At 64.7% G+C, this 18281-nt stretch carries 18 protein-coding genes and 1 riboswitch; of the genes, 2 read left to right on the plus strand and 16 right to left on the minus strand.

Annotated elements, in window-relative coordinates; translation table 11 throughout:
• Positions 1 to 83: 83 nt before the first annotated feature.
• From boxB to BRAD285_RS31200, 4 genes are all read right to left on the minus strand, one after another.
• A complete protein-coding gene (boxB, locus tag BRAD285_RS31185) occupies positions 84 to 1535 on the minus strand; it encodes a benzoyl-CoA 2,3-epoxidase subunit BoxB (RefSeq protein ID WP_035648796.1) in 1452 nt (483 codons plus the stop codon).
• Positions 1536 to 1611: 76 nt separating this feature from the next.
• A complete protein-coding gene (gene boxC, locus BRAD285_RS31190) occupies positions 1612 to 3300 on the minus strand; it encodes a 2,3-epoxybenzoyl-CoA dihydrolase (RefSeq protein WP_035648794.1) in 1689 nt (562 codons plus the stop codon).
• 96 nt (positions 3301 to 3396) lie between these two features.
• Positions 3397 to 4200 carry an alpha/beta fold hydrolase gene (locus tag BRAD285_RS31195; protein ID WP_006615299.1) on the minus strand — a complete coding sequence of 268 codons (804 nt, stop codon included), beginning with the start codon at positions 4198 to 4200 and terminating at the stop codon, positions 3397 to 3399.
• 138 nt (positions 4201 to 4338) lie between these two features.
• On the minus strand, positions 4339 to 5859 hold the full coding sequence (locus tag BRAD285_RS31200) for a benzoate-CoA ligase family protein (protein ID WP_006615298.1): 1521 nt from the start codon (positions 5857 to 5859) through the stop codon (positions 4339 to 4341).
• 127 nt (positions 5860 to 5986) lie between these two features.
• Here BRAD285_RS31200 and BRAD285_RS31205 point away from each other — a divergent pair, with 127 nt between their 5' ends.
• Positions 5987 to 6907, plus strand: coding sequence for a helix-turn-helix transcriptional regulator (locus BRAD285_RS31205; protein WP_006615297.1), 921 nt, complete (start codon positions 5987 to 5989; stop codon positions 6905 to 6907).
• Position 6908: 1 nt separating this feature from the next.
• Here the strand turns inward: BRAD285_RS31205 and BRAD285_RS31210 are convergent, their stop codons facing one another.
• The 6 genes from BRAD285_RS31210 to BRAD285_RS31235 form a co-directional block, all read right to left on the minus strand.
• Positions 6909 to 7325 carry a DUF4231 domain-containing protein gene (locus BRAD285_RS31210; RefSeq protein WP_006615296.1) on the minus strand — a complete coding sequence of 139 codons (417 nt, stop codon included), beginning with the start codon at positions 7323 to 7325 and terminating at the stop codon, positions 6909 to 6911.
• A 105-nt stretch (positions 7326 to 7430) separates the two neighbouring features.
• On the minus strand, positions 7431 to 7808 hold the full coding sequence (locus BRAD285_RS31215; protein WP_006615295.1) for a hypothetical protein: 378 nt from the start codon (positions 7806 to 7808) through the stop codon (positions 7431 to 7433).
• A 143-nt stretch (positions 7809 to 7951) separates the two neighbouring features.
• Positions 7952 to 9157, minus strand: coding sequence for an agmatinase family protein (locus tag BRAD285_RS31220; protein ID WP_006615294.1), 1206 nt, complete (start codon positions 9155 to 9157; stop codon positions 7952 to 7954).
• A gap of 27 nt (positions 9158 to 9184) precedes the next feature.
• Entirely contained in the window at positions 9185 to 9958 is a 774-nt protein-coding gene (locus BRAD285_RS31225; RefSeq protein WP_006615293.1) for an ABC transporter ATP-binding protein, read from the minus strand.
• A complete protein-coding gene (locus BRAD285_RS31230) occupies positions 9958 to 10779 on the minus strand; it encodes an ABC transporter permease (RefSeq protein ID WP_006615292.1) in 822 nt (273 codons plus the stop codon). The genes BRAD285_RS31225 and BRAD285_RS31230 overlap by 1 nt, the downstream gene beginning before the upstream one ends.
• Before the next feature lie 221 nt (positions 10780 to 11000).
• Positions 11001 to 12071: a putative urea ABC transporter substrate-binding protein gene (locus tag BRAD285_RS31235; protein ID WP_006615291.1), complete on the minus strand. Its 1071-nt coding sequence runs from the start codon at positions 12069 to 12071 to the stop codon at positions 11001 to 11003.
• Positions 12072 to 12146: 75 nt separating this feature from the next.
• Positions 12147 to 12249: riboswitch (guanidine-I (ykkC/yxkD leader) on the minus strand.
• Between the two features lie 220 nt (positions 12250 to 12469).
• Here BRAD285_RS31235 and BRAD285_RS31240 point away from each other — a divergent pair.
• Positions 12470 to 12817 carry a hypothetical protein gene (locus tag BRAD285_RS31240; RefSeq protein ID WP_006615290.1) on the plus strand — a complete coding sequence of 116 codons (348 nt, stop codon included), beginning with the start codon at positions 12470 to 12472 and terminating at the stop codon, positions 12815 to 12817.
• A 22-nt stretch (positions 12818 to 12839) separates the two neighbouring features.
• Here the strand turns inward: BRAD285_RS31240 and BRAD285_RS35940 are convergent, their stop codons facing one another.
• From BRAD285_RS35940 to BRAD285_RS31275, 6 genes are all read right to left on the minus strand, one after another.
• Complete coding sequence (locus tag BRAD285_RS35940) at positions 12840 to 12992, minus strand: hypothetical protein (RefSeq protein WP_006615289.1); 153 nt, start codon at positions 12990 to 12992, stop codon at positions 12840 to 12842.
• Between the two features lie 475 nt (positions 12993 to 13467).
• Positions 13468 to 14172, minus strand: a complete 705-nt coding sequence (locus BRAD285_RS31255; protein ID WP_006615288.1) for an ABC transporter ATP-binding protein — start codon at positions 14170 to 14172, stop codon at positions 13468 to 13470.
• Positions 14173 to 14203: 31 nt separating this feature from the next.
• Positions 14204 to 14974 carry an ABC transporter ATP-binding protein gene (locus BRAD285_RS31260; protein ID WP_006615287.1) on the minus strand — a complete coding sequence of 257 codons (771 nt, stop codon included), beginning with the start codon at positions 14972 to 14974 and terminating at the stop codon, positions 14204 to 14206.
• On the minus strand, positions 14967 to 15914 hold the full coding sequence (locus BRAD285_RS31265; RefSeq protein ID WP_006615286.1) for a branched-chain amino acid ABC transporter permease: 948 nt from the start codon (positions 15912 to 15914) through the stop codon (positions 14967 to 14969). Before BRAD285_RS31265 ends, BRAD285_RS31260 begins: the two co-directional genes overlap by 8 nt.
• Entirely contained in the window at positions 15911 to 16828 is a 918-nt protein-coding gene (locus BRAD285_RS31270; RefSeq protein WP_035648779.1) for a branched-chain amino acid ABC transporter permease, read from the minus strand. Before BRAD285_RS31270 ends, BRAD285_RS31265 begins: the two co-directional genes overlap by 4 nt.
• Before the next feature lie 144 nt (positions 16829 to 16972).
• Positions 16973 to 18145 carry an ABC transporter substrate-binding protein gene (locus BRAD285_RS31275; protein WP_006615284.1) on the minus strand — a complete coding sequence of 391 codons (1173 nt, stop codon included), beginning with the start codon at positions 18143 to 18145 and terminating at the stop codon, positions 16973 to 16975.
• Between the last annotated feature and the right edge of the window lie 136 nt (positions 18146 to 18281).

Genomic DNA, 18281 nt, shown 5'->3' on the forward strand with positions numbered 1-18281 from the left:
TAGCGAATAGCGAATAGCGAATAGCGAATAGCGAATAGGCTGAGGTCCCTATTCGCTACTCGCAACTCCCTATTCGCCCCTCATCAAGTCTCGATCTTCACGTACTCGAAGTCGCCCGGCTTGTTGTCGATGCCGACCTTCGGCGGGGCGATCCAGGAGGCGTATTCGCCGATTTCGGTGACGGGCTTCATCAGCGAAGAGATGTAGGCACCATCGTCGGTGGAGGGCAGCCAGTCCCCCTTGCGCTTCTGCCAGGTGGCCTCGTCGATCAGGATGCCGTCGGGCGTCGCATGAACGTCCTTGAACTCGCCGATGGCGCGATGGAAGGCGGTGTGCGGCAGCTTCAGCTCGAAGTCGTAGCCGGCCGTGGTGATGATCTTGTTCCAGCGCAACAGGCCCTTGATGCAGTCCTGCGAGTAGTCGTCGCGCAGGCGCATGTTGAGCGCGGTCAGCGCCGGCTCGTCGACCCGCTTGATCTCGCCGTCCACCAGCTTGAGCACCGGATAGGTGGAGTTCTTGAGCTGGTGATCGTCCTGGATCTGGGTCTCGTGGTAGCGGCCCTTGATGCCGGAATTGAAGGCGTTGGCCGCGTTGGTCGAGACCTCCGAGCCGAACAGATCGAGCGACAGCGTGTAGTGCAGGTTCAGCTTCTTCTGGATCGTCGGCAGATCGATGACGCCGAGCGCGCGGACCTTGGCGATATCGGTGGGATCATCGATGCCGGCGGCGCGCATCGCATCGACCGTGCGCTGGATGACGCGGCCGACGCCGGTTTCGCCGACGAACATGTGGTGCGCTTCCTCGGTCAGCATGAAGCGGCAGGTGCGCGACAGCGGATCGAAGCCGGACTGCGCGAGCGAGTGCAGCTGCATCTTGCCGTCGCGGTCGGTGAAATAGGTGAACATGAAGAACGACAGCCAGTCCGGCGTCTTCTCGTTGAAGGCGCCGAGCATGCGCGGAGAATCCGAATCGCCCGAGCGGCGGCGCAACAGATCGTCGGCTTCCTCGCGGCCGTCGCGGCCGAAATATTTCTGCAGCAGATAGACCATCGCCCAGAGGTGACGGCCCTCCTCGACATTGACCTGGAACAGGTTGCGCATGTCGTAGAGTGACGGCGCGGTCTTGCCGAGATGGCGCTGCTGCTCGACCGAGGCCGGCTCGGTGTCGCCCTGGATCACGATCAGGCGGCGCATCAGCGCGCGATATTCGCCGGGGACCTCCTGCCAGGCCGGCTCGCCATAATGCTCGCCGAACGGAATCTTGCGGTTCTCTTCCTGCGGAGCCAGCAGAATGCCCCAGCGATAGTCGGGCATCTTGACGTAGTCGAACTTGGCCCAGCCGCGCGGATCGACCGAGTAGGCCGTGCGCAAGTAAACCAGCGACTGCTGGAAGCCCTCGGGGCCCATGTCGTTCCACCAATCGACATAGCCGGGATGCCAGCCTTCCAGCGCCTTGAGGACCTGGCGGTCTTCGGCGAGATTCACGTTGTTCGGAATCTTGGTCGAGTAGTCGACGTTCATGATGTTCATGTTCATGGCGTGCCTCCCTGAATTCGTTCGAGCTGCGTCGCTCGTGGATGGCCGGGGCGAGCCCGGCCATGACGGATGAGAACTAAACGCGCGTCATGTCGTATTGCGGCCGCTCGCCGGTACCGTAGCGCCGGAGCGCGCCGTCCTCGCCGACCGCGTTGGGGCGCTGGAAGATCCAGTTCTGCCAGGCGGTGAGGCGGGCGAAGATCTTCGACTCCATCGTCTCGGGACCGGCGAAGCGCAGATTGGCCTCGAGGCCGGTGAGACTGTCGGGCGAGAAGCTGGCGCGCTCCTCGAGGAAGACGCGGATCTCGTCCTCCCAGTCGATGTCGTCGAGCGCGAAGGTGACGAGGCCGAGCTCCTCGGCCTCTTCCGCTTCGAGCGGCTTGCCGACGTGCTCGTGAACGCGCGCGAGCCCGTTGGGATCGTCAAGGAAGCGCGACTGCAGCCGGGTCAGGCCGTGGCTCATCGGATAGGGGCCGAAATTCATCGCCGACAATTCGATCGCCGGCGCCGGACGATTGTCGCCCTGGATGGTGCCGATCAGCATGTAGGAGCGGTCCGAGGCGAACACGAGCTCGGCCAGGGTACCGGCAAAGCAGGAGCCGGGCTCGACCAGGGTGACCAGCGTGCGCGAGGTGACGTCGATGCGCTTGAGCACGCGCTTCCAATAATGCCTGATCTCGTTGACCAGCCAATGCGCCTTGTTCGCTTCGAGGAAGGCGTCATGCGCGAGCACCTGGGCGCGGTCGCCATGCGACTTGAACACCAGCATCGCGATGCCGAGCTCGTTGATGCGCAGATGCAGGATGGCATCGTCGAGTTCGCGCGCGACCTGCAGCGGCCAGAAGGCCGCGCCCTGCCCGATCATGCCGTCGATGTCGGCCGGCGGCGCGGCCTCGGGCGCCGAGATCGTGATGGTGGCGATGCGGGCGGCACGGTCGATGTCGACATTGACGAAGCCGTAGCGCACGCTCGACGCATCGATCACGCGCTTCAGCGGCGTCAGCGCGACACCCTTGCCGCTGCCGTTGCGCTTGGACGCCGCAGCGAATTCCTTGGCCCGCTCGGCGACCTTGGCATCGACCTTGGAGTTCGGCGCGATCTCGTCGACCAGCCGCCACTGCACGGCCCGCTTGCCCTTGACGCCCTCCTCCGTGGTGCAGAACGCATCCGCACGGTCGCGGCGCACCTTGCGCTTGTCGACGACGCGGGTGAGACCGCCGGTGCCGGGTAGCACCGCGAGCAGCGGCACCTCCGGCAGCGACACCGAGGACGAGCCGTCATCGGCGAGGATGATGTGATCGGTCGCGAGCGCGAGCTCATAGCCGCCGCCGGCGGCGGTGCCGTTCACCACCGTGATGAAGCGCTGGCCGGAATTCTCGGATGAGTCTTCGAAGCCGTTGCGGGTCTCGTTGGTGAACTTGCAGAAGTTCACCTTGTGCGCATGGGTGGCGCCGGCGAGCATGCGGATGTTGGCGCCGGCGCAGAACACGCGCGGCTTGGCCGAGCGCAGCACCACGACCTTCACTTGGGGGTGTTCGAAGCGCAGCCGCTGCACGGCGTCGGCCAGCTCGATGTCGACACCGAGATCATACGAGTTGAGCTTGAGCTGGTAGCCCTCGAACAGGCCGCCATTCTCGTCGACGTCCATGGCGAGCGTCGCCACCTCACCGTCGATCGAGAGCTTCCAATGCTTGTAGCGGGAGGGATCGGTCTGAAAATCGATGAACGTCTTGCCTCCCGCGAGCACGCGGTCTTCCCCGGCCATGAGCCACCCTTGCGTTGGAGTGCTTATCGTTGAGATGTAAAATAATGCATGTTCTGACTGGCGTCTACGGCGAAAAGCTAAAACATGCATTTTATTTCATGTTTGTGATGCGCGGGGTGGCAGGGTCGCCGCGGCGAACTCCGCGATGACGCGCAAGGTGGCCTCGGGCGCCTCGCGATGCGGGGAATGGCCGGTCTTGGGCAACATCGTCACCTCAACCGGGCAGTAGCACTCCTGTTGGATGATCTCGACTTGGCGGACGGTGCCGTACTGGTCGTCGACGCCCTGGATCACGGCCACGGGGACGCGGATGTAGGTGAGGTCGGCAGTGATGTCCCAGGCGCGGAAAGCCGGATCGAGCCAGGCGCCGTTCCAGCCATAGAAGGCGTTGTCGACGTCCTTATGCCAGCGCCCCAGCTTGGCGCGCAGCTCGGTGGTCTCGTAGGCGGTCTTGATGGCGGCGATGGATGTGACCGAGACATCCTCGACGACGACATGGGGTGCGATCAGCACGATGCCGTCGAGGCGGTGATCGGCATGGCTGCCGGCATAGATCGCCGCGATCGAGGCGCCGTCGGAATGGCCGACGAGCAGACCGCGCTGGAAGCCGATGGTCTGAAGCAGCTTAGGCAGCACGTCGCGCGCCTCGCGCTGCATGTAGTCGAGCGGGCGCGGCAGGGTCACCGGGGTGGAGGCGCCGTAGCCGGCACGGGAATAGGCGAACACGGAGGCGCCGGTGGCCGCTTGCAGTCTGTCGGGAAAGTCGCCCCACAGGCCGACCGATCCGAGGCCCTCATGCAGCAGCACGATGCACGGGGCGCCGGCGGGATGTGGCCCGATCAGGCGGTATTCGAGCTGGGCGGAGTCGACGGTGAGGAAGCCGTTAGCTTCGAGCGTCATGCGCTATTCTCTCCTTCGTCATGCCCGGGCTTGACCCGGGCATCCACGTCTTTCTTTGTCGCGGGAAGATGGATGGCCGGGTCAAGCCCGGCCATGACGACAACTAACAGCGGGCCAACTCACGGGCAGGAAGACCAACTACTGACCCGCCCCCTCGCGCAGCTTGAAGCGCTGGATCTTGCCGGTCGCGGTCTTCGGCAAGGAATCCACCACCTCGATCCAGCGCGGATATTTCCACGGGCCGATCTTCTGCTTGACGTGATCCTTGAGCGCTTCGTGCAGCGTCTCGCGGTCGACGCTCGGGCGCAGCACGACGTAGGCCTTTGGCTTCAACAGCCCTTCCGGATCCGCGTCGGGCACGACGGCGGCTTCCAGCACCGAGGGATGGGTGATCAGCGCGCTTTCGACCTCGAACGGCGACACCCAGATGCCGGAGACCTTGAACATGTCGTCGGAGCGGCCGCAGAAGGTATAGCGGCCGTCGGCGTCGCGGACATATTTGTCGCCGGTGCGCGTCCAATAGCCCTCGAAGGTCGAGCGCGTCTTGTGGCGCTGATTCCAATAGCCTTCGCCGGCCGAGGGCGCGTGCACCAGCATCTCGCCGACCTCGCCGTCGGGCACGTCTTGCCCGGCCTCGTTGACGAGCCGCACCTGATAGCCGGGCACCGGGCGGCCCGCGGAGCCATATTTGATGTCGCCGGGCGCGTTCGACAGGAAGATGTGCAACAGCTCGGTCGAGCCGACGCCGTCGAGAATGTCGACGCCGAAGCGCGCCTTCCAGGCATTGCCAACCGACTCCGGCAGCGCCTCGCCGGCCGAGGTGCAGATGCGCAAGGCGGAGCCCGCCTTCTCATGACGCAGCGACTCGTCGTGCAGCATCGCGGCGAACAAGGTCGGCACGCCGTAGAAGATGGTCGGGTTGTAGCGGTTCATCAGTTTGAACATCAAAGCCGGCGTCGGGCGCTCGGAGTTGAGGATCGTGGTGGCGCCGACCGAGAGCGGGAAGGTCAGCGCATTGCCGAGGCCGTAGGCGAAGAACAGCTTTGCGGCGGAGAGGCAGACGTCGCTCTCGCGGATGCCGAGCACCTGGCTGGCATAGGTCTCGGCCGTGGCGGCGAGATTGCCGTGGAGATGGCGGACGCCCTTGGGCATGCCGGTCGAGCCAGAGGAGTAAAGCCAGAACGCCGGCTCGTCCTCATGCGTCGCGACCGTGTCGAACTGATCGCTCTCGCGCGCGATCTCGTCCGACAGCAGCTTGTGGCCGAACGCGTTCGCGCCTGAGACCACGACGCAGTCGAGATCGGGCATCCGCCCGACGATGTCCTTCACGACCGGATACAGCGCCTCCGAGACGAACAGCACGCGGGCGCGGCAGTCCGCCAGCACATAGGCATATTGCTCCGAGGTCAGCAGCGTGTTGAGCGGCACCGGGACGATGCCGGCGCGCATGCTGCCTAAGAACACCGCGGGGAAATCCACCGTGTCGAGCATGATCATCGCCACGCGCTCCTCGCGGCGGACGCCGAGGCGGCGCAGCAGGTTGGAAACGCGGCAGCTCTGCTGCTGCAGGCCGCGATAGGTCAGCTCGGAGACCGTGTCGGTGTAGGCGAGCTTGTCGCCGCGTCCGGCCTCGACATTGCGGTCAAGCAGCCATGACACCGCATTGTACGACTTCACGGCGTTCCTCCCCCGATTTTTGAATTATAATTCATAGAAGGCCACCAACATCGCTTGCTGTCAATCCTCCTCGGCATTATGTTTCATAAACAAAGAGTGCCTCAGGGATATGACGCCACACAGCGACGCCCCGCGCGACGACGGCCAGTCCGCAGCCGAGACCGATTTCCTCGACCAGCTGGGCCAGCGGGTGCGGCGGATGCGCGGCCTCGCCGGCATGTCGCGCAAGGTGCTGGCCGAGGTCTCCGGTATTTCCGAGCGCTACATCGCCCAGCTCGAAAGCGGCAAGGGCAACGTGTCGATCGTGCTGCTGCGCCGCATCGCCAATGCGATCAACGCGCCGCTCGACGACATCATTCCCGGCGGCGAGCCGTCGCCGGACTGGCCGGTCATCCGCGACCTCCTGAAGAAGGCGAGCCCGAGCCAGATCGCGCAGGTCAAGGAGCTGCTCGCCGGCGGCGGCTCGGCGCCGTTGCGGCGCACCTTCTCCGGCATCGCGCTGATCGGCCTGCGCGGCGCCGGCAAATCGACGCTGGGCAGAATGCTCGCGGAGCGGATCGGCTGGAGCTTCGTCGAGCTCAACAAGGAGATCGAGCGGCAGAACGGACTCTCCGTCGCCGAGATCATCGCGCTCTACGGCCAGGAAGGCTTTCGCCGCATGGAGCAGGCCGCGCTGCTGCAACTGCTGGCGCGGAAAGAGCTGATGGTGCTGGCGACCGGCGGCGGCATCGTCTCCGAGCCGGTGACCTTCGATCTCATTCTGAATGCGTTCTACACGATCTGGCTCAAGGCCGAGCCGGAGGAGCACATGGGGCGCGTGCGCAAGCAGGGCGACCTGCGCCCGATGGCCGACGACCGCTCGGCGATGGCCGAGCTGCGCAACATTCTCGCGAGCCGCGAGCCGCTGTATGCGCGAGCCAATGCGGTGGTCGATACGGCAGGGCTGACCGTGGATGCGGCGGCCACGCGGCTCGGCGAGGCGGTGAAGCCGGTAATTGCGAACGAAGCGCGGATGTTTGCGCGGGGATGAGCTAACCGCCGGTCGCGGCGATCGCGCGATCGTGGGCTTCGAGGATCGCCTTCAGTCTGTCCTTGGTGTCCTGAACGTCGGCGCCGGTCTTCTCGTCGAGCAGCAGGCCGTTGAGTGCGCTGTGAGTCAGCCTGTTGGCGACCCATTTGCGCTCGAAGCCGAGCTTGGACTGCACCGTCGAGATGATCGTGACGCAGAGCGACAGCACGGTCGCGACGGTCTTCGGGTCGAGGCCGACGATGGGACTGCCGATCTGCGACAGCACTGCGGCGGTCGCGCTGAACACCACGACGCAGACGGTGGAGCCGTGGTTGGCAAAGCTCCACCACTTCTGCCCGCGGCCGCTCCACCGCAGCGCGTCGTTCAACGTGCGCGCGACGAAATCCGCGCCCGCCTCCGGCCCATGCCCGTTCGCCATCGTTCTCTCCCCAGCCGGTTCGCTCCTTGATTGAGAGACGATCCAACGACAACGGCCGGCTTCGCGCAAGCGGGCCGGCCGTGTGGAACGAGAGGACGGAGAGGATCAGCTGCGCGTCTCGATCTCCCGCAATTCCGCATAGGTGAGCGGCGTCAGGCCGGTGCCATCGAAATAGATGAAGCGCAGGCGGCGACGGCGGGAGATGAAGTTCGACGGCAAGGGGTCGTAGCGGAAGCTGCTGCCGCCGAGATGCGGCGTCAGGCTGCCGACATCGGTCAGCGCATCGATCTCGACGCGCAGCAGCTTCAGGCTCTCGCCCTCGCGCAGAATCTCGAACGGAATGCGCGCAAGCCGCAGGAAGCTGGTCGGATCGGGGGCTGCGATGAAGCCGTCGACGAAGGCGGCCTCGACCTTGTCGAGATCGGGCTCGACCACCGGCGCGGGCTTGGCTCCCTCGGGCTGATGCGGCGTCTGCCACTGCACGGGAGAGCGCCCGCCATGCGGATGGTTGTGGCCGGGGCCATGCGGCGGGTGATCGTGATCATGGTGATGATCATGATCGTGGGAATGACCATGATCGTGATGATGATGGCCGTGATGGTGGTGATGATGGCGCATCGCGGACCTCAGAAGCTGACGGGCTTGTTGATGATATGCTTGTGGCTGCCGAGCTTGCCGTGGGCGACCATCGAGCCGAGCGCCTCGACGACCACGCGGACGCCGATCAGCGCGGTGATGTCCGAGGTGTCGTAGGGCGGCGAGACCTCGACCACCTCCAGCCCGCACAGGCCCTCGGCGGCGACGAGGCCGAGCAGCTTGAGCGCCTCGCGCGGCAGGAAGCCGCCGGGCTCGGGCCAGCCGGTGCCGGGCACGAAGCCGCAATCGATGGAGTCGACGTCGAACGAGATGTAGACGGCGTCGGCATCCTTCCAGGCCAGCTCCAGCGCGATCTCGGCGGTCTTCTCCAGGCCGATCTTCTCGATGTCGGCGATGGTCAGCACGTTGGTGTTGCGCTTGCGCGCGACCTCGACGCCCTCGCGCGGCACCTGCCAGCCGCCGATGCCGAGCTGCACCAGGTTGGTCGGCGACACATTCGGCAGGTTGGTCGCCCAATACCAGGGCGTGGTGTGCATGCGCTCGTCGAGATCCTTTTCCTGGATGTCGATGTGACGGTCGAAATGGATGATGCCGATACGCTTGTCGGTGCACTGCGCGATGCCGCGCACGCAAGGAAAGCCGATCGAGTGGTCGCCGCCGAGCATGATCGGCAGCGCGCCGGACGAGGCCACATGAGCGACGCCGCGGCTGATCTGGTCGAAGCTCTTTTCGAGATTCGCGGGGATGGTGAAAACGTCGCCGGCATCGCACAACGTCATCTGCTCGCGCAGATCGACGCCGAGCTCGTAGTTATAGGGCGTGTAGAGCGCGGAGATGCGGCGGATGCCCTGCGGCCCGAAGCGGGTGCCGGGGCGATAGGTGGTGCCGGAATCGAAGGGGATGCCGATCACGGCGGCATCGTACTTGCCGACGTCGCGAACATTCTCGACATAGGGCGCCTTCATGAAGGTGTTGATCCCTGCGAAATGCGGCAGCTCGCCGCGCGCAAACGTCGGGATGTCGCGATCGGTCAGCGTGTCGGCGCCGGGCAGGCCCATGTCGAGCGCCCATTGCCGCTCCTTGCGCCAGCCGTTGGTCGGCAGCTTGCCCTCGGCCTCCAACGCCTGCCAGCCCTGCGTGGCCATCTTGTCGAAATCCGGATGATGCCGGCGCGTGACCTGGCGTTGCGGCTGCAGGCCGGCACGGCGGGTGCGCCGCATGGCGGGGAATGGCATGGAGTTCTCCTTCGTTTCTTCTGGGTGTTATTGCGCCGCCTGCACGCTGGCGCGGATGAAGCCGAGCACGGGCACCGCGCTGTCGCGGGCGAGGTCGAGATCGTAGGTGATGCGCGCGCCAAAGCGCTCCGGCGCCTGCGGATCCTTGCGCGGACGGTCGAGTGCAATCAGCCGTGTCGCCAGGCCGAAGGCCTCCTTGATGTCGTGGGTGACCATCACGATGGTCATGTTGTGCTCGCGCCACAGCGGCTTGATCAGGGCATGCATCTGCGCGCGGGTCCCGGGGTCGAGCGCACCGAAGGGCTCGTCGAGCAGCAAGACGCGCGGCTGCTTGGCGAGCGCCTGCGCAATCGCCAGCCGCTGCTGCATGCCGCCCGACAGCGCGCTCGGATATTTGTCGGCGTGCGGCCCGAGGCCGACCGCCTCGATCAGCGCGCGGCTCTTCTCCACCGCGTCCTTACGCGCTGACCCGAACAGCCGCGCCGTGAGCGGGCTGGCCGCGAGTTCATAGCCGAGCAGCACGTTGCCGAGCACGGTCAGATGCGGGAACACCGAGTAGCGCTGAAAAACGATGCCACGGTCCGGGCCGGGCTCCGCCGGGAACGGCTGGCCGTCGAGCAGCACGGCACCCTGGCTCGGCCGTTCCTGGCCGAGGATCAGGCGCAGGAACGTGCTCTTGCCGGCGCCGGAGGGGCCGACGATCGAGAGGAACGTGCCGGAGGCGATCTCGAGATTGATGCGCTCGAGTACGACCTGATTGCCGTACTCGACCCAGACGTTGCGGAAGGACAGCGTGCTCATCAGCGGCTCCCTTGCGCATAGGCCCAGGGAAAGGCGCGCCGACCGAACCACACCAGAGCGTAGTCGAAGATGTAGGCAAGCAAGGTGATCCAGACGACGTAGGGCAGAATCACATCCATCGACAGATAGCGCCGGACCAGGAAGATGCGATAGCCGAGCCCGACGTCGGAGGCGATCGCTTCCGCGGAGATCAGGAACAGGAAGGCCGGGCCAATCATCAGCCTGAGACCCTGGATCAGCCGCGGCATGATCTGCGGCAGCACCACGCGGATCGCGACCTGCCAGGTCGAGGCACCCAGCGTCTGCGCCTTGATGAGCTGCTCGCGCGGCATGTTCTGCACTTCGAGAGAGAGATCGCGCACCAATGTCGGGGTGACGCCGATGATGATCAGCACCACCTTGGACAATTCACCGAGGCCGAACACGATGAACAGCACCGGCAGCACCGCCATCGGCGGGATCATCGACAGCACCGCGACCAGCGTGCCAAAGCCGGCGCCGGCGATCGGAAGCAAACCGATGGCGAGGCCCAGCGTAAGGCCGATCGCGGCGGAGATGCCGAGCCCGAGCGCGAGCCGTTGCAGGCTCGCCGCCGTGTCCGACCACAGCACGTAGTCGCCGGAGCGCCGATCCGGCTCGGTGGCGAGTCGCTTCGACGTCGCGACCATCTCCGACACCGGCGGCAGCAGCTTGTCGTCGGGGTTGTCAGCCCGCCGCTGCGCCGAGCCGACCACGTAGATCAGCGCGATCAGCAGGAACGGCAGGAGAGCCAGGAGCAGCCGGCTGCCGCGGTTCGGAACGACGTTCATCGCACGCAGCATCAGAAGGCTCCGTCATTCCTCGTCATGAACACGCCACTCATGCTGTACGCCGGGCATGCTGAAATGTGCAGCGCCGCCCTCGACTCTCAACCCTTATGGTGAGGAGGCGCGTAGCGCCGTCTCGAACCATGAGGCCTGAGCTGGGGCCTCATCCTTCGAGACGCTCGCTTGCGCGAGCTCCTCAGGATGAGGGTGGGCAGCGCTGCACGGCGATGGATCGATCAGAGCTTCCCGTCGGCCGCCATCTTCATGTAGGTGGGATCGAAGCGCAGCTTCACGTTAGTCGTCGATCCCAGCGCCTTCGATGGCGTCGAGATGCCAACCGCGTCCTTCGACTTCACGTTCTCGCCGAGCAGATTGTGGTCGAAGCAGAAGGTGCGGACGTGGTCCATGATCTTCGGCAGCTCCGGCCCGGTCATGAAGGCGAGCGCGTCCTTCGGCTCGTAGTACATGAACGTGGTCTTGAGCTGGGTCTCGAAGCCCGCGAGATCCGTGCCGGAGAGCTTGGCCATGGCCTCGCGCGCGGCCTTGCCCTTCTCGCTCTGATCCTTCATCAGCGCGATGGTCTCGTACCAGATGCCCGTCAGGGCCTTGCCGAGCTCCGGGTTATCCTTCAGCGTCTGCGTATTGACGACCAGCAGATCCTCGATCTCGGCCGGGATCTTGCTGGAATCGAACACCAGGGTGGCGCCGGGCTCCGCCTTCACTTCGAGCAGTTGCGGATTCCAGGTGACGACCGCAGTCGTATCCGGCGACTTCGCCGCGGCGACGATGTCGGCGTCGGATGTGTTGACCGTCTTGATGTTCTTTTCGGAGAGCTTCACCGTCTCGAGCCCGCGCGCCAGCAGATAATGCGACACCGAGAGCTCGACGAGGTTGACCTTCTGGCCCTTGATGTCGGCCAGCGTCTTGCCCTTCTTCAGGACCACGCCGTCATTGCCGTTGGAATAGTCGCCCATGATGATGGCTGACGTATCGACGCCACCCGCGGCGGGAATCGTCAGCGCATCCATGTTCGTGACGGTGACGCCGTCGAACTTGCCGGCGGTGTACTGGTTGATCGACTCGACGTAGTCGTTGATCTGCGTGACCTTGATCGAGATGCCGTATTTGTCGGCCCATTTCTTGACGATCCCGGACTCGGCGGCATAGGGCCACGGCATCCAGCCGACATAGATCGTCCAGGCGATGTTGAATTCCTTCTTCTTCTCGGCGAGAGCCGGCGACAGCGAGGCAGTCGCCAGCGTGGATGCCGCGAGCAGGGCAACAAACAGATTTCGTGCTTTTCCCATATCCAGTCCCTCATCGGTTTTGTGACCTGCGGACTGGCAAAGACAACCTCGAGCCTGCCAAGCGCGGCCACTGAGGTCTCCCGGGTTTTTATCCCGCCGTGCACCAGGGCTCTCCCCTGGCGGCTGCTCTCGGACCAGCATTCTCGTGAGGAGAACCGGAACCCTAGCTGCCAACTCTAAGCAACGAGATCAGCAAGTGACGTGCCAGAGGAAAATGCTTGCGATTCAACGGAACGCACGGCAGCCTGTGCCCAAAAAGCTGGCAGGCCGAATTCTTCTTGGGCGGTGGGGCTGATCGCAGGGCAACGGCCATGCATCGATGGCATGAACCGGTTGACGCGCGCGGGCGACCTCATCACGCCGGCACAACCGTGGCCGTGGTTTGGAGTCTCTACGTCATGATCAAGTTGTCCGGGATCGCAGTAGCAAGCCTGTTGGCTGCGGGTCTGATGTCTGCAACGGCGCTGGCGCAAAGCGCCCCCGCGGCGGATACGCCAGCCCAGCCTGCGCCGGCCGCAACGCCCTCCCCGACGCCGAATGCCTCACCCGCCGCTGCACCGACAGCCACGAGCGACAAGCCCGCTGAGACGAAGCCGGCAGCCGACGCCGCCGCGCCGAAAAAGAAGAAGCGGACAAAGACCACCCGGCAGGAGGTCGAAGACTCCCTGCGCAGCGGCAAGGTGCCGTCGCGCTATCGAAGCCGGGTGCCCAAGGAGTACCAGAAGTACATCCCGTTCGATCGCTGAGCTTTCGTGCGGTGATCGGCGGCTACGTCGGCGGCGTCAGCTTGACGATGAATGCAACGATCAACATGAACGCAAGACACAGCGCGGTCTCGAGGTCGGAATGATCGGACCAGAAGCCGCGCAGGGTTGATGCGGCTTTTTGCGGTGCTCGGACTTTCAGATGGGGCGCACGCATTTGCTCAACCTTCGATAAAAGGCAAGACAAAATACTACTTGAAAGAATAGCCCTCTATACGCCGCCCCTCAATGCGGAAATTCGGCTCACGTCAGCAGGACTGACGGACTTTGTGACATCAGGTCAGTTTGGCCACCCAACACGCGTCAGCGACGGTGCGCCCCTTTCCCGCTTGCGGGCAGGGCTGGGGAGGGGGCGCCACAGCGGCAGTCTTTCCGCAGCAGCCCCCACCCGCATCGCATATGACGATGTGATGCGACCTCCCCGCACGCGGGCAGGGCTATCGCATATGACAAGGGAGGTTGTGCGCCATCTCTCTCCGCGTCGTCATGGCCGGGCTTGTCCCGGCCATCCACGTCGGTCGGCACGCTGAGGACGACGTGGATGCCCGGGACAAGCCCGGGCATGACGGAGTAACTAAGTCCAATTTCGTTCGCGGCGACGACCGTGGCCTTTGGCGCGAGAGAACGACCGTTCAAATCCCGAGATAGCGGTGCTGCAACTCGGGCTCCGCCATCAGCTGCTCCGACGTGCCGCTCCACACCGTGCGGCCGCGCTCGATGATATAATGGCGGTCGCAGATGCGGGTGAGGTGCTCGACGTTCTTGTCGATCACCAGGATCGACTGCCCGCGCGATTTCAGCAGCGACAGGCAGTTCCAGATCTCTTCGCGGATCAGCGGCGCCAGGCCCTCCGTCGCCTCGTCGAGGATGAGCAGTTTTGGATTGGTCATCAGCGCGCGGCCGATCGCCAGCATCTGCTGCTCGCCGCCGGAGAGCTGGTTGCCCATGTTGCCGCCGCGCTCGGCGAGCCGCGGAAACAGCGCGTGGATCTTGTCGAGCGTCCACGGATCGGAGGCGCCGAGCCGGTTGGTCGAGGCCGCCACGAGATTCTCGGTAACGGTGAGGTTCGGGAAGATCTGCCGGCCCTCCGGCACCAGGCCGATCCCGAGTTGCGCGATCCGGTAGGACGGCAGCTTGCGCGTCTCCTGGCCGCTGAAGCGGATCTGGCCGGCGCGCGCCTGGGTCAGGCCCATGATCGAGCGGATCGTGGTGGTCTTGCCCATGCCGTTGCGGCCCATCAGCGAGACCATCTCGCCGGGACGGATCGCCAGCGACAGGCCGAACAGGACCTGGCTGAGGCCGTAGCAGGTCTCGATGCCGTCGACGTCGAGCAGCATGCCGTTGTCTTTCTGATCAGACATTTTCTGATCAACCATGGCCGACCACCACGTGCTGATCGCCGAGATAGGCGCGCTTGACCTCCTCGTTCTGCCGGATCTCGTCCGGCTTGCCCGAGGCGATGATGCGGCCATAGACCAGCACCGAAATGCGGTCGGCGAGCGCGAATACCGCTTCCATGTCGTGCTCGACCAGCACGATCGAAACCTCGTTGCGCAACTCAGCGAGCAGCTTCACCATGCGCTGCGATTCCGTCACGCCGAGGCCGGCCATGGGCTCGTCGAGCAGCATGATTTGCGGCTTGGTCGCGAGCGCGACCGCGAGCTCGAGCTCGCGCTGCTCGCCGTGGCTGAGCTTCGACACCAGCACGTCGGCGCGATGACCGAGGCCGACGCGCTCGAGCGCGGCGCGCGCGGCGTCGCGCAGCGGCTTCTCCCTGCGCGCATTGGCGAAGAAGCGGAACGAATGTTTGCCGTCATGCGCCTGCGCCGCCAGCGCGACGTTGTCGGCTGCGGTGAAATCCGTCAGCAGCGAGGTGATCTGGAACGAGCGCGCCAGCCCCAGCGCACTACGCTTGTAGGCAGGGAAGGAGGAAATATCTCGACCACCGAGGAAGATGCGGCCGGCATGCGGCGCGAGATGGCCGGTGAGCTGGCTGATCAAGGTGGTCTTGCCGGCGCCGTTCGGGCCGATGATGGCGTGAATCTCGCCCTTGGAGACGTCGAGGCAGACGTGATCGGTGGCGATGATGCCGCCGAAGCGGCGCACGAGATTGTCGACGCGGAGCAGCGGTTCAACCACGGTTCAATCTCCCGAGCATGCCCATGATGCCGCCGCGCCCGAACAGCACGATCAGGAGCAGCAGCGGCCCCATGATCAGCGCCCAATATTCGGTGAGCTGCGACAGCACCTCTTCCAGCACCAGGAACACGACTGAGCCGACGACGGGACCCATCAGGGTGCCCATGCCGCCGAGGATGACCATCACCATGAGATCACCGGAACGGGTCCAGTACATGACGGCCGGGCTGACGAAATCGGTGTTGTTGGCAAGCAGCGCGCCCGACAGCCCGCACAGCATGCCGGCGATGACGAAGCAGGCGAGCTTGTAGCGCTTCGATGGGAAGCCGATCGCCTGCATGCGCTGTTCGTTGGAGCGCAGGCCCTGCAGCACCAGGCCGAAGCGGGAATTGACGATGCGCCAGACCAGCGCGACGACGGCGAGCAGGCAGAACAGGCAGAGATAATAGAACTGCACGCGGTTGCCGAGATTGATCAGGCCGCCGAAATCGCTGCGCTTGTAGACGGTGAGGCCGTCGTCGCCGCCGTACCGCGCAAGGCCGGAGGCGACATAGTAGGCCATCTGCGCGAACGCCAAGGTGATCATGATGAAGTAGACGCCGCGGGTGCGTAAGGACAGCGCACCGATCACCAGCGCATACAGCGCCGAGACCGCAATGGCGACGGCGAACTGCGCCCAGCCGGAGCCGATGCCCTCCTGCGCGAGGATGCCGACCGCGTAGCCGCCGATGCCGAGATAGGCGGCATGGCCGAAGCTCATCATGCCGCCATAGCCCATCAGAAGGTTCAGGCTGACGGCCGCCAGCGCCAGGATCACGATGCGGGTGAACAGCGTGAGGATGAAGATGTTGCCGGTGAGGTTCGAATAGACCGGCAGCAGCACGAGGCCGGCCACGACCAGCGCGGCGACGAGGCTTGAGACGTTGAGCTTGGATGTCATCTGCGGTTGGCCGGAAACAGACCTTCAGGCCGCGCCACCAGCACGATCGCCATCAGGAGATAGATCAGCATCGAGGACAGCGCGGGCGCCGCGGTGGACGCCGATGCCGAATTCAGCACCTGGCGCAGCAGATTGGGCAGGAAGGCGCGGCCCATCGTGTCGATCAGGCCGATCATGATCGCGGCGATGAAGGCGCCGCGGATCGAGCCGATGCCGCCGATCACGATCACGACGAAGGCGAGGATCAGGATGTTCTCGCCCATGCCGATCTGCACGGTCAGGATCGGCGCCTGCATCAGCCCGGCGAGGCCGGCGAGCGCGGCGCCCAGGCCGAACACCAAGGTGTAGAGCAGCTTGATGTTGATGCCGAGCGCGCCGATCATCTCGCGGTTGGACGCGCCGGCGCGGATCAGCATGCCGATGCGGGTGCGCATCACGCCGAGATAGAGCAGCAGCGCCACCAGCAGCGCGACGACGATGATCGCGAGGCGATAGGCCGGGTATTGGATCCCCGGCATGATTGTGACCGGAAACGCCAGCCAGGACGGCAGCGGCAGCGCGAGCCCCGCCGGGCCCCAGATCAACCGAACGGCCTCGTTGAAGAACAGGATCAGGCCGAAGGTCGCCAGCACATGATCGAGATGGTCGCGCCCATAGAGATGGCGCAGTGCCGTGAATTCGAGCACGATGCCGAGCAGAAGCGTGGCACCGAGTGCCATGACGCCGCCGAGCACGAAGCTGCCGGTCCAGGCCACGAAGGTCGCCGCGAAATAGGCGCCCATCATGTAGAGCGAGCCATGCGCCAGGTTCACGAGGTCCATGATGCCGAACACCAGCGTCAGGCCGGCAGCCAGCAGGAATAGCAGCAGTCCGAACTGCAGCCCGTTCAGGAATTGTTCGACGACGAGAAGCATGCCCCTCACTTCACGCTCAAAAAGACGGCGGCAGAACCGTTGCAGGCGCTGCCGCCATGTCCGTCCCGATCTTAGGCCGGAGATGTTTTAAGCTTCAAGCAAATTCCAGGCCGGACCGGGCCGGCCGGGGAAATTTCTTGATCGCTACTTCATCGGGCACTTGTCGTGGAAGCGGTCCTGGTCGTTCTCGACGATGGTCGCGACCGTCTTCAGCGACAGCTGGCCGTCGGCGTCCTTGACCACGTCCTGGAGGTAGAAGCTCTGGATCGGGATGTGGTTGTTGCCGAACTTGAAGGCGCCGCGCAGCGACTTGAAGTTGGCCTTCTCCATCTCGGCCTTCATCGCGTCCTTCTTGGACGTGTCGCCCTTGACCGCGACGACCGCGCTGTTGATCAGCTGCGCCGCGTCATAGGCCTGGGCGCCGTAATAGGTCGGGCGCAGGCCGGTGTACTTCTTGCGGTAGTCGGCGACGAAGGTCTTGTTCTGCTCGTTCGGCAGGTCGTTGACCCATTCCTGAGCCCCGGGCACGCCGATCGCGTTGTCCTTCTGCAGCGGCAGCGACAACTCGTCGACCGTGAACGCCGTGTAGAGCGGCATCTTCTCCTTGAGGCCGGCCTGCGCGTATTGATTCAGGAACTGGACGCCGGCTGCGCCCGGATAGAACACGAAGATCGACTCGGCGCCGGAGGCGCGGGCCTTGGAGAGCTCGGCGGAGAAGTCGAGCTGGCTCGGCCACACCGTATATTCCTCGCCGACCACCTGGCCCTTGAAGGTGCTCTTGACGCCCGCCAGCATGTCCTTGCCGGCCGCATAGTTCGGGCCGATCAGGAACACCGACTTGACGCCCTTCTGGTTCATATAAAGGCCCATCGCGGCAGGCGTCTGGTCATTCTGCCACGAAGTCGAGAACACGTAGGGCGAGCACAATTCGCCGGCGAGTTGCGACGGGCCGGCATTGGCGGAGATCAGGAAGGTCTGGGAATCGACCGCGGTCTTCAGCGAGGCCAAGAGCACGTTCGACCAGATGTAGCCGACGATGAAGTCGACCTTGTCGGACTGCACCAGCTTCTCGGTCTTCTGCTTGCCGACGTCAGGCTTCTGCTGGTCGTCCTCGTAGATCACCTCGACCGGCTTGCCGTTCATCTTGCGGCCGAGATGGTCGAGCGCGAGCTCGAACGAGTTGCGCATGTCGTTGCCGATCACCGCGGTCGGACCGCTGAAGGTCGAGACGAAGCCGATCTTGATGGTGTCGCCGGCAAAGGCCGTGCTCGAAAACAGCAGCGCCGCCGCGCCTGCCAGCCAGAAGCTCGTCTTCATGGTCGTCCCTCCCCTGATCACGCTCAGTTCTTATCGTTGTTTTGTCACCGGCACGCAGCAGCACGCGGCACGGCGGCGTTTCGCCGCATCAGGCCGTCGCGCGACTGATATTCCGCGCGCCATCAACCCATGCACC

Source organism: Bradyrhizobium sp. ORS 285 (assembly GCF_900176205.1).
Taxonomy (GTDB): domain Bacteria; phylum Pseudomonadota; class Alphaproteobacteria; order Rhizobiales; family Xanthobacteraceae; genus Bradyrhizobium.